This window comes from Streptomyces dengpaensis (assembly GCF_002946835.1).
GTDB classification, from domain to species: Bacteria; Actinomycetota; Actinomycetes; order Streptomycetales; family Streptomycetaceae; genus Streptomyces; species Streptomyces dengpaensis.
In genome coordinates this window covers 4,295,042-4,307,834 of record NZ_CP026652.1, presented here as the reverse complement: position 1 = coordinate 4,307,834, position 12,793 = coordinate 4,295,042, and the positions used below count along the sequence as shown (strand labels likewise).

The 12,793-nt window shown below is 69.7% G+C and carries 10 protein-coding genes, 1 tRNA gene and 2 pseudogenes; 5 read left to right on the top strand and 8 right to left on the bottom strand.

Annotated features, from left to right (window positions below):
* The first annotated feature begins 183 nt into the window (after positions 1–183).
* The 3 genes and pseudogenes from C4B68_RS19840 to C4B68_RS43365 all read left to right on the top strand — a co-directional run.
* A tRNA-Leu gene (locus tag C4B68_RS19840) sits at positions 184–270 on the top strand.
* 193 nt (positions 271–463) lie between these two features.
* On the top strand, positions 464–664 hold the full coding sequence (locus C4B68_RS19835) for a hypothetical protein (protein WP_099502068.1): 201 nt from the start codon (positions 464–466) through the stop codon (positions 662–664).
* Positions 665–824: 160 nt separating this feature from the next.
* A pseudogene (locus C4B68_RS43365) lies at positions 825–1,070 on the top strand (IS5 family transposase); the annotation flags it as partial.
* Positions 1,071–1,092: 22 nt separating this feature from the next.
* On the opposite strand, the gene C4B68_RS19830 reads toward C4B68_RS43365, so the two are convergent.
* Together C4B68_RS19830 and C4B68_RS19825 are read right to left on the bottom strand one after the other, a co-directional pair.
* Positions 1,093–3,525: an ATP-binding SpoIIE family protein phosphatase gene (locus C4B68_RS19830; protein ID WP_099502069.1), complete on the bottom strand. Its 2,433-nt coding sequence runs from the start codon at positions 3,523–3,525 to the stop codon at positions 1,093–1,095.
* An 81-nt stretch (positions 3,526–3,606) separates the two neighbouring features.
* On the bottom strand, positions 3,607–6,078 hold the full coding sequence (locus tag C4B68_RS19825; protein ID WP_099502070.1) for a SpoIIE family protein phosphatase: 2,472 nt from the start codon (positions 6,076–6,078) through the stop codon (positions 3,607–3,609).
* A gap of 308 nt (positions 6,079–6,386) precedes the next feature.
* Here C4B68_RS19825 and C4B68_RS19820 point away from each other — a divergent pair, with 308 nt between their 5' ends.
* Positions 6,387–7,016, top strand: coding sequence for a TetR/AcrR family transcriptional regulator (locus C4B68_RS19820; RefSeq protein ID WP_104880004.1), 630 nt, complete (start codon positions 6,387–6,389; stop codon positions 7,014–7,016).
* Between the two features lie 233 nt (positions 7,017–7,249).
* Here C4B68_RS19820 and C4B68_RS19815 read toward each other — a convergent pair whose 3' ends face one another.
* From C4B68_RS19815 to C4B68_RS41960, 4 genes and pseudogenes are all read right to left on the bottom strand, one after another.
* The gene (locus tag C4B68_RS19815) at positions 7,250–8,434 is read right to left on the bottom strand and encodes a cytochrome P450 (RefSeq protein ID WP_099502072.1); all 1,185 of its coding nucleotides are present in this window, start codon (positions 8,432–8,434) and stop codon (positions 7,250–7,252) included.
* Positions 8,435–8,465: 31 nt separating this feature from the next.
* Positions 8,466–9,833, bottom strand: coding sequence for an NAD(P)/FAD-dependent oxidoreductase (locus C4B68_RS19810; RefSeq protein ID WP_099502073.1), 1,368 nt, complete (start codon positions 9,831–9,833; stop codon positions 8,466–8,468).
* Positions 9,823–10,032: a ferredoxin gene (locus C4B68_RS19805; protein WP_099502155.1), complete on the bottom strand. Its 210-nt coding sequence runs from the start codon at positions 10,030–10,032 to the stop codon at positions 9,823–9,825. Before C4B68_RS19805 ends, C4B68_RS19810 begins: the two co-directional genes overlap by 11 nt.
* A 120-nt stretch (positions 10,033–10,152) precedes the next feature.
* Positions 10,153–10,335 (bottom strand): annotated as a pseudogene (locus tag C4B68_RS41960) (hypothetical protein); the annotation flags it as partial.
* Between the two features lie 204 nt (positions 10,336–10,539).
* Here C4B68_RS41960 and C4B68_RS19800 point away from each other — a divergent pair.
* Entirely contained in the window at positions 10,540–10,794 is a 255-nt protein-coding gene (locus C4B68_RS19800) for a hypothetical protein (RefSeq protein ID WP_099502074.1), read from the top strand.
* A gap of 356 nt (positions 10,795–11,150) precedes the next feature.
* Here C4B68_RS19800 and C4B68_RS19795 read toward each other — a convergent pair whose 3' ends face one another.
* Positions 11,151–11,909 (bottom strand): TetR/AcrR family transcriptional regulator, encoded by a 759-nt coding sequence (locus C4B68_RS19795; protein ID WP_099502075.1) that lies wholly within the window; start codon positions 11,907–11,909, stop codon positions 11,151–11,153.
* Positions 11,910–12,133: 224 nt separating this feature from the next.
* Positions 12,134–12,790 carry a TetR/AcrR family transcriptional regulator gene (locus tag C4B68_RS19790; protein ID WP_099502076.1) on the bottom strand — a complete coding sequence of 219 codons (657 nt, stop codon included), beginning with the start codon at positions 12,788–12,790 and terminating at the stop codon, positions 12,134–12,136.
* Positions 12,791–12,793: the final 3 nt, after the last annotated feature.

Below are 12,793 nucleotides of genomic sequence, written 5' to 3'. Positions count from 1 at the left end.
GACGTGCGGCGGGCGCCAGCACCGACACGAGGACGTGGCCTGGGCGGGAGCCCGGGACGGCGGGGGTGCGGGGCCGTCGGGGCCCCGGGAAAGGGATGTGATTCCGCCCCGGACAGCGTGCTAATCTTCTGCATGTCGACAGGCGCTCACACCACGCGGTGGGGGACGGGCGACACACCCAATGCGCGGGTGGCGGAATAGGCAGACGCGCTGGATTCAGGTTCCAGTGCCCGCAAGGGCGTGGGGGTTCAACTCCCCCCTCGCGCACCAGGAGAAACCGACGGAACGGGTCTCTGTAGGTGACGGAAGTCATCGCAGGGGCCTGTTTCTCGTTTCCATGATCGCTGTGAGGCATCACACAGCCTGGTCAGGCCACACAACAGGCCCCGACGCGTGAGCTATCTCACGGATGGGGCCTGTCTCGGCATGCAGGTCGACGGTGGCGTTGATGAGGGGCTCGGGCATGGAATCGGAGACCGGCGCACTCGAGGCCGCACAGCACCGCGGCCACGTGTGTGCGGGACAGGTCGTACCGCAGACGCTGGGCGGCCGCTTCCTGGTCGACCGCAACAGGGACTCGTCGGCCCGAGCAGCTGTCAGCTCCAGCCGTCCCGGGCTGAGCCGGACATCGCGTACCAAGGCCGTCCCCGTCCACGGTGTGTAGTGACTGGCCAGAACAAAGTGCACGACCGGCCCGCCCGCCTTGCGCTCCCAGCGTCCGGCATCGCCGGCGGCAGATCTTCAGCGGGCCGAGTCCGCGCAGATACGGACCGGGGAAAAGCGCCGGGGTCGAGCCGCCCGGTGGGGTCCAGGTCGAGCCCGAGAACCACGGGCTCGGACGGTCGCGCGGTGGGCTGACCACCAAGCTGCACCTGGCGCTCGAGCAGGGACAGAAAATGTGCCGTCTGTTGTGGTGACCGCCGGGCAGTGGGGACTGCCCGCAGCTCCGCGTGGTCCTGGACCGCATCCGGGTACCCCGCCGGGGACCGGGCCGCCCGCGCACCCGAACGGACAAGGTCCGGGTGGACAAGGCCTACGGATCCCGCTCGAACCGGCGGGGCGTCGACCGGAGCGCCACGGCCGCCCGGTCGGTCAGAGGGGACACTCGATGAGCTGTTCGGACCAGATCGTCTTGCGATTCTGGCCATGGCGGCAGCCCCAGCGCGCGCCGAGTCGAGCGACGAGGAACAGGCCGCGTCCTCCCTCGTCGGTTGTGCTGGCACGCCGCAGGCGGGGCTGGGTGCCACTGGAGTCGGTGACCTCGCACACCAGGACGTCGTGGCGAATCAGACGGAGGTCGATCGGCGGACGACCGTAGCGGATGGCGTTGGTCACCAGTTCGCTGACGATGAGTTCGGTGGCGAAGAGGAGGTCGTCCAGGCCCCACATGGTGAGTTGGCGGGCTGTCCATTCTCGGGCCTTGGAGACGGCGGCCGGATCGGCCGGGATCTCCCAGTGAGCGGTGTTCTCCGCCGGGACGGCGCGGGTGCGGGCCAGCAGCAGGGTCGCGTCGTCGCGCGGCGCTTGGTCTGCCAGATCGGCGAGGAGAGCCCGGCCGGTTTCGTCCAGGGCACGATCCGGACGGCAGGACGCGGCGAGGGCATCCGTCAGGCGCCGCGTTCCTTGGTCGATGTCGTGGTCGTGCTGTTCGACCAGGCCGTCGGTGTAGAGGGCGAGGACGCTGCCCGGCTCGAGGTCGATCATGGTGGTCTCGTACGGCATGGTGCAGACGGCGAGTGGTGGCCCCGGGGAGATCCGGACGACTTCGGCAGTCCCGTCGGGCCGGACCAGGATGGGTGGCGGGTGCCCTGCACTGGCTATGGCGCATCGCCTGGTGACCGGGTCGTAGACCGCGTACAGGCAGGTGCCGCCGACGATGTCGTGGTCGCCGGGTGGGGCTTCGGCCGCGAGGCGCTGGATCAGGTCCGCGATCCGGGTGAGCAACTCGTCGGGTTCGAGTTCCAGGTCCGCGAGCGTCTGGATGGCGGCGCGCAGGCGGCCCATGGTGGCGCTTGCGGGCATACCGTGGCCGACCACGTCTCCGGCGACAAGGGCCAGCCGGAGAGAGGGCAGAGCAATGGCGTCGTACCAGTCGCCGCTGCTGCCCGCTCCCCCGCCTGCGGGCAGGTAGACGCCGGCGGTCTCGGCTGCCGCAGTGTCGGTCGTGGCCGGGGGAAGGAGGCGCCGCTGCAGCGCCGTGGCCGCCCTGTGCTCGCGCGTGTAACGGCGGGCGTTGTCGATGGCGAGCGCACCCCGTGAGGCGATCTGCTTCATGAGATCCGCCTCGTCCTCGGTGAAGGGGTCGGATCGGCCGCAGCGCCAGGCCGTTATGGCGCCGAGCGTGAGCCCGCGGGCATGCAACGGTGCCACCATCACCGAATGGGCGTCCTTCGGGACGAGATACTCGACCAGCTGCGGGTCGCCGACCATGGCGATGAAGTCGGCGAGGCCGAAGACGACTGTCTTGCCGTGTCGGAAGCTGCGCAGGAGGGGGTGGTCGGGAAGGGGCGGGATGGGGTCGCCGTGCTTGATGCCGGCGGGCCACACTGCGGTGGCCGGCGCAAGGGCCGCGTTGGCCATGTCTCCACCAGCCAGCTGCTTCGAGGGTTCTTCCCCGTCGAAAACGGAGTACGCAAGGTCGACTGCGGCGAGATCCCCGAACGTGGGTACGAGTACGTCCGCAAGGTCCTGCGCGGTGCGCACGACGTCCAGGGACCCTCCCACCTGCTCGGCCACCTCGCGGGCGAGATCCAGATGACGGCGGGCACGCAGCTGGTCGGCGCTGTCGATGTACAGGGCTGCGACCCCCGTGGGGCGTCCTCGCTGGTCCTCCAGACGGAAGGCGGACAGCGACAGCGCGTGCCGCCGCGCCGGATCGTGCCGCCAGCTCACTTGGTGGTTCTTGCGGACCACCGGGACACCCGTCTCGAGCACCTGACGCAGTACTGCCTCGAGGTTCTCGGCGTCCTCGGCGCACAGCACGTCGCTCAGCCGAGTGCCGGGCTGTACCGGACGGCCGTCGAGAGTGCCCGGCGTGGCGTTCGTTTGCACAGTGGTCAGCTCCGCGTCGTGCAGAGCGATCGTGACCCGGTTCTGTGCGGACAGTGCGCGCAGGAGCGCTGCGCCCTGCTCGTGGTCGGTGACGTGGTGTGTAGGTGCCGCCAGGACGAGGACCTCCGCCGAGCCCTCCACCTTTGTGGTCCGGAAGGTGACATCGATGGTGTTGCCGCGCTGGTGCCGCAGCCGTACCCGGCCGGACGCCGGCATCTCCGTGGCGCCGCGCAGGTCGTCCGGGAGGTCGGCCACCAGTTCCTGCACGGGGCGGCCGCAGACCTCGTCGGCGCAGAACCCCGTCAGGTCCTCCGCTGTCCCGGTCCACCGCACCACCGCGCCTCGCTTGTCGAGCACGGCGGCCGCCAGGCCGTCGAAGGCGTACAACCCGTCCCCGGGACCGGAACCGGAGACGTCCGTTGCTCCTTGGGAGGCGCCTGGCGAGCAGGCGTTCTTGACCTTCTCTGCATCCATCTCTGGCTTCCTTTACGAGTACATGCGGCTCTGAGATATCGGCATGCGGTGGCGGCCGTCGGCCGCCCGGTCGGCAGCGCGTCACATCGCAACGGCTACGGAGGGCAGGTCCTGTTCGGCCCAGACGACCTTGCCGTCCGTTACGGAGCGCGAGCCCCACCTGCGGGACAGCTGAGAGACGAGGAAAAGACCGCGGCCGTTCTCGTCGAGGATGCGGGGATGACGGGGGCGTGGGTGGCTGGTGTTGCTGTCGGAGACTTCGCACGTCAGAACCTGGTGCTGGATGAGCCGTAGGCGGCTCGGTCCCTCGCCGTGGCGGATGGCGTTGGTGACCAGTTCACTGACGATCAGCTCCACAGTGGTCACCAGATGCTCAAGCCCCCACTCGCTGAGCTGACGGGCGGCCGCCTGCCGGGCGATGCTGACAGCGGCCGGCTCGTTCGGCAGTTCCCAGGAGGCGACCTGGGCCGACTCGAGTACGCGAGTCCGCGCAAGGAGCAAGGTGACATCGTCGGCCGGGGCCTGAGTCGGCAAGGTCTCGATCACCTGAGAGCACAGGTCTTCCAGGGACGAACCGGTCTCTGCCAAAACGGCACCCAGGCGGCGCATGCCGACGTCGAGGTCGTCGTCGCGGGACTCGACCAGGCCGTCGGTGTAGAGCGCGAGGACACTTCCCTCGGGCAGTTCCATTTCCGTGGACTCGAAGGGGACCAACCCGAGGCCGAGGCCGAGCGGGGCTCCGGCGGGCAGATCGGGGAAGGTGACATGGCCCTGCGGGTCGATGATCGCGGGCGGGGGGTGCCCGGCCCGCGCCAGCGCGCACCGCCGGATGACCGGGTCGTAGACGGCGTACAAACAGGTGGCGCCCACCACCGTGGGCGCCGTGTCCTGGGCTTCGGCGTCTTCCTCGTTCTCATCGTTCAGCCGCCGGACGGTGTCATCGAGGTGCGCCAGCAGTTGGTCGGGTGGTAGGTCCAGGTCCGCGAGCGTGCGGACGGCGGTGCGCAATCGGCCCATCGTCGCCGCGGCGTTGATGCCGTGTCCGACCACATCTCCGACGACGAGGGCCACGCGGGCGCCGGACAGCTTGATCACGTCGAACCAGTCGCCCCCCACGCCGTGGTCCATGTCAGCCGGCACATAGCGCGAGGCCACATCGACGGCGGCGCCGCCTCCCACATGGTGGGGGAGCAGGTCGCGTTGGAGCGTCAGGGCCGCGGTGCGTTGGCGAGCGTACTGGAGAGCGTTGTCCAGGCTGAGCGCGGCCCGGGTGACGAGTTCCTCGGCGAGGAGCAGGTCGTCCTCCTGGAACGGCGTCGGCTCCTCGGAGCGGCCGAACAGTGCCAGTCCCAGCACACAGTGCCGCCCACGGATGGGTACGACCATCAAAGAGTGGACGCCGCTGTCACGGACCTTCTGCGTCCGCACCGGGTCGCTGTTGACCCAGGGGCCTGAATGGGTGTCCAGCACCGGTTCCAGGTAAGAGCTGCCCGTGCGCAGGGCGGTGTCGAACAGCGAGTCCGGGAAGGGGTGGATCACCTCTTCGCGCATCCACGGCAACTCCAGGAGGCCCAGGTCGACGGAGGCCAGACCGGCACGGCGCAGCAGATGGGGGCGGCCGCTCGCCTTGCCGATCCCTGCCGAGGGCTCCAGGCCGAACGGAACCGACTCCACCAGGTCGACGAGGGTGTGGTCGGCCAGCAGGGGCACGGCAAGCTCGGCCAGTTCCTGCCCGGTCTGCATGACGTCGAGGGTGCTGCCGATGCGCGTGCTGGCCTCGCTGAGGATGGCAAGGCGCTCGCGCGCCCGCCGGTTGCCGGTGACGTCCACGCTCATGGAGCACACTGCCAGTGCCGTGCCGTCCGCGTCCTGGAGGCAGAAGAACGAGGCCGAGAAGGCGTGCTCCTGGCGCCGGTCCGTCGCCGACCACGCCCGGTACTCGTGGACCGTGGTGGTGCCACTCTCCAGCACCTGCCGCATCACCACCTCGAGCGCTTCGGCCTCGACGGCGGGCAGTGAGTCCTGCAGGCGGCGCCCGAACCGTCGCTCAGGAGGAGTGCCGTCGTGGCGCTCCATGACGTCGTTGACCCAGGTACAGCGCAGCTGCGGGTCATAGACGGCGATGCCGATCGGTGCGTGGGCCAGGAGCGACTCCCGCACAGCTCCGTTGGACGCCCCCGAGGACAGGGTGCCTATGTCGGTCACGGACACCAGCCACCGGGTGCCGGCGTCCTGCCCCCACAGCAGCGAGATCCGCAGCGTCATTTTGATGGCGTGGCCGTCGCGGTGGCGGACCGTCACGGTGCCGGACCAACCATCCTGGGCACGGCACTGCTCGGCGAACGCTGAAGCACTCGGGGCGTCCTCGGCGGGCGGCAGCACGTGTGCGGCGGACCGGCCCACCACTTCCCCGGCCGAGTACCCGACAAGCAGCTCAGCGGCGCGCGTCCACCCCACCACGGTCCCCTCCGCATCGAGCATCGCTATTGCCGCGTCGGGTATCTCGCGGGGGCTCAGCGGCTCGGCGCGTGGCGTGTGGTCGGTGTTCGTCATCGCGGTTCTTCCCATCGGTGCGGAGGTGTGAGAGAGCGTCGGCCTGTGGCGTGACGGCTCGATCTGCAGCCGTGGTGGCCGGGGTGGATCGCCCGGTGGGACCGGCTCAGCGGCTCACCAGCACTGCAACTGTCAGGCGGGCCGCTTTGCCCATATCTGATGAAATAGTCAGTTATGGGCATTTGGTTGTCAAGTCTCCTCATTGCTGATCGAATGATCAGATGTGGCGCGCAGGGTGGAGGGTGGACAGGTGAGGCCGATTAATGTGATGATGAATTCATCAGAACTGCTGCTCTTATTCACGGAGCATGCCGATGCCAGCCTCACGCAGGAACCGATTCGAACGCCGTCGTTCCGAGACCCGGCAGGCACTCGTCCGCGCCGCGCGGCAGATCCTGGCCGAGTCCGGCGACACCAGCGCCAGCATCCGTGCCATCGCGGAGCGCGCGGACGTCGGCTTCGGCTCCTTCTACAACCACTTCACGTGTAAGCCGGACCTGTTCGACGCGGCCGTGGCCGATGCACTGCAGGAGTACGCCCAAGCCGTCGAAGAACACCTGCACGGCGTAGAAGATCCCGCCGAGCGTCTTGCTGGGGGCGTGCGGCTCAGCGCGCGTATGGCCGACTCGTACCCGGAGATCATGCAGATCCTGTGCCACAGCGAGCTCGGTCGGATATACGCCGGCGACGGACTGGCTCCGCGCGCGAAGCGCGACGTGGAGCAGGGCATGGCCGCAGGCCGGTTCACCGTGGACGACCCGGTGATCGCCCTGACCGCGCTGCATGGCAGCCTGCTGGCGCTCCTGGAGCTTTGGTGTAAGCAGCCGGAGGCCGACAGCGACCAGGCCGCAGGCAAAATGGCCGAGATGATCCTGCACATGCTCGGCCTCTCCCCGGATGAGGCCCGTGACCTCGCCCGGCGGCCTCTCCCCGGATGAGGCCCGTGACCTCGCCCGGCGGCCTCTCCCCGGATGAGGCCCGTGACCTCGCCCGGCGGCCTCTCCCCGGATGAGGCCCGTGACCTCGCCCGACGGCCTCTTCCCGCTACAGCGTGACGAGGATCCCGTCGCGCACCGGCCGACTGGCGCCGACTGCGCACCGGTTCCCGCGGCCTGCGCAAAGGTACCGGGGTGGCTGGTCTCTCCTGCCTGCTGTCTGCCGCCACGCAGCCTCAGAGTTGGATGGGCAGGTGGCGGGGTCCGCGGAGCATGGCGTTCTGGCGGTAGGGCGGCGGGTCCTGGACCAGGCGTGCCGTGCCCAGGTGGGGGAGCAGCGCGCCGAGCGCGGCCTGGGCTTCGATGCGGGCGAGGGGGGCGCCATAGCACAGGTGGATACCGCTGCCGAAGCCGAGGTGCTCGTTGTCCGGGCGGGTGGGGTCGAACCGGTCGGGCTCGTGGAACCGCATGGCGTCACGGTTGCCCGAGGCCAGCACCAGAACGACGGAGGTGCCTTGGGCGATCGGCGTACCGGCGACGTCGATGTCGGCGAGGGGGATGCGCTCGCGTATGTGGACCGGGGGCTCGTAGCGCAGCAGTTCCTCCACCGCTCGCGGCAGCAGGTCGTGGTCGCGGCGCAGCTGGTCCAGGTGCTCGGGTTGGCGCAGCAGGGTGAGCACCCCGTTGGCGATCAGGTTGACCGTGGTCTCGTGTCCCGCGATGAGGAGCAGCACGGCGGTTTCCGCGAGTTCCTCCTGGGTGAGCCGCAGGGCCGGGTCCGGCTCGTTGACGAAGGCGGAGAGCATGTCGTCGCTCGGGTTGCCACGGCGCTGCTCGGCGAGGTTCACCAGGTACCCGCCCATCTCGATGCGCGCCTGGTCGCCCGCCTTGTCCGTCTCGGTGGTCTCCGCTTCGGGCCTGACGTCGGCGGCTGCGACCAGGGCATCGGACCAGGCCCGGAACAGCGGCTCGTCCTCGCGCGGCACCCCGAGCAGGCGGCAGATCACCGTGACGGGCAGCGGGTAGGCGAAGTCGTCGACGATGTCGATCTGCCGGCCCGCCTCGAAGGAATCCATCAGTTCCTTGGTGATCTGGTCGATCTCGCCGCGCATTGCGTCGACCCGGCCCGGGCTGTGCGGCGGGCCGAAGGGCCGCATGGCCAGGGTGCGCAGCCTGTGGTGCTCGGGGTCGTCGAGCCGCAGGAACGGCGGCTTGTGGGTCACTTCGCCGCGGGTGCGGGGATCGACACTCATCCGCGGGTCATGGAGCAGAGCGGCGATCTCGTGGTAGGTGCCGACCAGGTAACCGCCGTCCGCCTGCCGCACCACGGGGCCGGACTCGCGGAGTTCCGCGTACAGCGGGTAGGGGTTGGGACGGTTCGCGTAGTCGGTGATCCGTGCCAGCAGGGTCTCGGAGTCCATGGTGGCTCCTCGTCGTTGGACGGGACGTGGGTCAGCCCGTGGGCTGCACCACGGTCAGTCGGCGGTCGGGCAGGTACCCGGTGAGCGCCACGGTGGGGCCGTGGGACAGCCCCTTCGGATCCGGCACGTCGGACGGAATCGGGACGTCGGCCGCGATCGCCCGGTCCGCCGCGCCGGTCGGAGGCGGGAACGGAGCAGCCGTCTCGATCAGGTGCCGGTAGTAGTCGAGCGACTTGGCCATATCGACGGTGACCGCGGCGGTGACCCGGCCCTGGTAGCCGTAGACCATCGCCAGACGGCGCGCCTCCAGGGAGCCCTGGGCGATGACCACATGGTCGGAGTAGGTGGGCACCCCCACCGATTTGATGTTGAGCCCGAACTGGGTCGACCAGAACGTCGGGACGGCCAGGTGCGGGCGCTGCAGGGGCCCCGGATTGACCATGTTGTGTGCCGCCACCTCGGCCTGCTCGACCGCGTTTCCCCAGTGCTCCAGGGAGAGCATCTGGTAGCCGAACAGCGGGTGGGGGAAGCGGGAGACGTCACCGGCCACGAAGACGTCGTCGGTGACGATTCCGTACATGTTGAAGGCCCGGCATCCGGCGTCGCAGGCGATCCCGCGCGGGCCCGCCGCCAGCCCGGACTCCGCCAGCCACTCGACGTTGCGTACCGCCCCCAGCGCCACGACGCAGACGTCGGCGTCGACGCGGCTGCCGTCGGACAGCTCCGCACCGGTGAAGCCGCCGTTCCCGTGCAGGGCGGTGACCGTCACCCCGGTGCGCAGGTCCACGCCGTGGTTGCGGTGCATGACGGCCGCGAGCTTCGACAGGGTGCCGCCGAGCGCGCCCACCAGGGGTGCGGGGCCGCGTTCGGCGACCGTGACCTCCAGCCCTCGTTCCCGGCAGGCCGAGGCGATCTCCGAGCCGGTGAAGCCGCCGCCGATCACCAGCACGCGCTCCGGCCCGGCGGCCAGCCGCTGGGCCAGTCCCCCGGCGTCCTCGCGGGTGCGCAGGGTGAACACTCCGTCCAGCAAGGCCTCTTCCGGGTTGGGCCAGGGCCGCGCGCGGGTCCCGGTGGCGATCAGCAGCCGGTCGTACGGCAGTGGCTCGCCGTCCTCCAGCAGCACCTGTTTCGCGAGCAGGTCCACGCCGGTGGCGCGTACGCCCAGCCGCCAGTCGGCGTCCGGGTCCCGGCGCATCGGCAGCCCGGTGCTGTCCGCCGTCGCCTGGCCGAGCAGCACCTGCTTGGACAGCGGCGGCCGGTCGTAGGGCGGGTGGGGCTCGTCCCCGACCACGGTCAGTGAGCCGGTGAAGCCCTCCTCACGCAGCGCTTCCGCGGCCCGAAGCCCCGCCAGCGACGCGCCGACGATGACGATACGGCCCTCCTTGAGGTCACCGGGCACCGGCGCTCACCTCCTCACCGAGGAGGATCGCCTGCACCGGGCACGCCGCCGCGGCCTGGCGCACACGCTCGATCTGCTCGTCGGGGACGGCGGTGGCGTACAGCAACCCCTCCTCCCCGTGCAGCTCGAACACCTCCGGCGCGAGGAACACACACTGCGCATAGCCCTGGCAGCGCGTGAGATCCACAACGGTCTGCATCCCCACCACTCCCTCCGTTGTCTCCCCCCTCGTTTCCAGCATGGGGTCGGACCTGGGCACCCGCACGCCACGGCTCCGGAGACGGAAAATCCCGGACAGCTCGTCCCCCGGGGCGACGGCTCAGCCCAGGACGTGGTCGAGCCCGAAGGCCGCGCCGATGAGGGAAAGGCGGGTGAACGCCCGGGAATTGCTGCCCAGTTGCTCGCCGGTCTGGCTGATCTCCTGGGTGCAGAACCCGAGATGGTCGGTGCGGGTGAGCATCTTCTCGAAGGCCAGGCGGACTTCGTCCACGCGGCCAACGCGGTCGGGGTGAGGACGTCGAGCTGTTCAGCCCGCTGTCGGCCGGGCGGGCCATTTTCGCCGCCTCGACATTTCCATACGACGTATGGTAATCCTGGGGGCACTTCCGTACGACGTATGGAAGATCTTGCCCGGACCACGCCAGGCGCCGCACATCGCCTGCATGCAGCCGATGGTGCAGATCGCACCCATCGGGAAGGAAAGACCATGAAGAAGCTCACGAGGCGCGTTGTCGTCACCGTTTCCTCCGTGGCGGTCGCGGGTGTCGCCGTTCTCGGCGCCGGGGGCACCGCTTCGGCCGCGACTTCCGCATCCGCGCACGTCCAGCGCCCGGCCGTCAGCGTCAACGCCGCCGAGTACCGCTGGGACCACGGTGTCGGCTACCTGCTCGAGCAGGGCTACACCTGGGACGAGATCCGTGGCTGGCACCGCGACGGCGGTGAGGAGATCAGCTGTCGCTGACCGCCGCCCGGGCGGCCGTCGCTCCGGCGCCCGGGCTCTGCTGTAACGCCTCTCCCTTCGTTGCCTCTTCGCTGCCGGCCCAACGGCGGTCCGGCGGCGCAGCGCAGCCGAGGCAGCGACACCTTGGAGTCATCCGTACCCGCATCGACCGGAAAGCCGCCCGATGACCACGCCTCCCGACGCCCCCACCTCCCGCCGTGTCCGCGCCCGTTCCTCCGGTTGACGGGCGGTCATCGCGCGTCCGCGGCGAACATGCCGCGGTCGGCGAGTGATTCCGATGAATGAAACATCGACAGCCGAGGTGTCAGTCAGACTGAGAGTCAAGCCTCCGAGCGGTGCCGGCTCCATCCTCGCTGTCAGACTGGGTCCGGCCATCGCGAGCTGGACACTGATTGCTGCCTTGGGACAAAGACCGGCTCGCCCGACCACGGGTCTGCCTCAGGCGCACCGTCTCGGTCGGCGCCCTGGCCGTCATCATCGGCGGTGAGCCGGCTTTCCAGGCCCGTGATGATCGTGTCGAGCACCAGGCGGAACATACGTTCCTCGTCAGGGCCTGCGTCCGGGGGCCCGTCCTCGCCGGCAGCGGGGGCGGTGGGGTCGAGGCTCGACCACTGGTGAAGCGAGCCGTTGAGCTCGGCGATGAGGACACCGATGACGACGGCGCACATGAGAGCGGCGACCTGCCGGATCTCTGAGCGCGGTACCCCTGGGACATCCAGCGTCGCGATCAGCGCAGCCCAGAACGGGTCTTCGGGCTGGATGAAGTCCGGCTGGCTGAACGAGTAGGCCATGAGGTTGGGGTGGCGATGCGCCAGCGTCCGGAAATCTGTGGCGAGCAGGCGGATGCGCTCCTGCCAGGGAGCATCCTCCAGCGTCACGGTGCGGAACTGGGCGCCGACCATCCTGACCGCGCCGCGCAGCAGGGCGTCCCTGTTCGGCACGTGGTGGTACAGCGACATCGGGTTCGCATCCAGCGCGGTCGCGAGTTTGCGCATGGTGAGCGCCTCGACCCCGTCCGCGTCGATGAGCCGTAGGGCGGCGGCACAGATCCGGGCCTCGGTCAGAGGCACGTCTCTCCTCCTCGTTCCCCGCGGGGGACGCTTCACCTTTTTCATACGCCGTACGGTATCGGGTTTCGTACGGCGTATGGACATGAACTCGACCACACGGTGACGGAGCAGGCACTCCCGCGACCCGCATTGCGGTCGCGCCTGGGCAGGTGACTGACCAGGGACGTAGTGTCGCCGCGTTCGTCCGCCGCTTCGCCGCCTCAATGACTGCGCACTGAGGCGGCGGAGAAGTGCGCGTCAGCCGAGCCCACGGCAGCCGCTCCGCGCCGTCACGGCTCCTCACGGGTTCGTGCGATCTGGCTTTCCAGGCCGGCGATCGTGGCGTCCAGCGCATAGCTGAACATCGCGTCGACCACGTCCTTCGCAGGTGGGGGCGCGTCTTCCCCCTCGGGGCCGGCTGGTGCCGGCGGCAGGGTGGTCCACCGCTGGAGTGCTCCGGTCAGTTCGCTGAGCAGCAGCCCCGTGAAGACCGCGCACAGGGAGGCAGCGACGCGCGGGATCTCCGCGGGCGGCAGTTTCGCGGCGGCCAGGACGTCGGTGAGTCCCCGCCAAAAGGGGTCTTCCGGCTGGACGTAGTCGGCGCGCGCGAAGGAGTACCCCATCAGCTTGGGGTGGCGGTGTGCCAAGGCGCGGAAGTCGAGCGCCAGTTGGCGCATGCGCTCCTGCCAGGGGATGTCCTCCCGCTTCCCCGCGCGGAACTGCGAGCCGACGCGCGCGGCCACGCCGCGCAGCACGGCGTCCTTGTTCGGCACGTGGTGGTACAGCGACATCGGATTCGCATCCAGCGCGGTCGCGAGTCTACGCATGGTGAGCGCCTCGACCCCATCGGCGTCGATGAGCTGCAGCGCCATGTCGTAGATGCCGTCCTTGGTGAGTGGTACATCCCTCTTCCTCGTGCCCCGGGGGGCCTTCCTTTCCTTTTCCATACG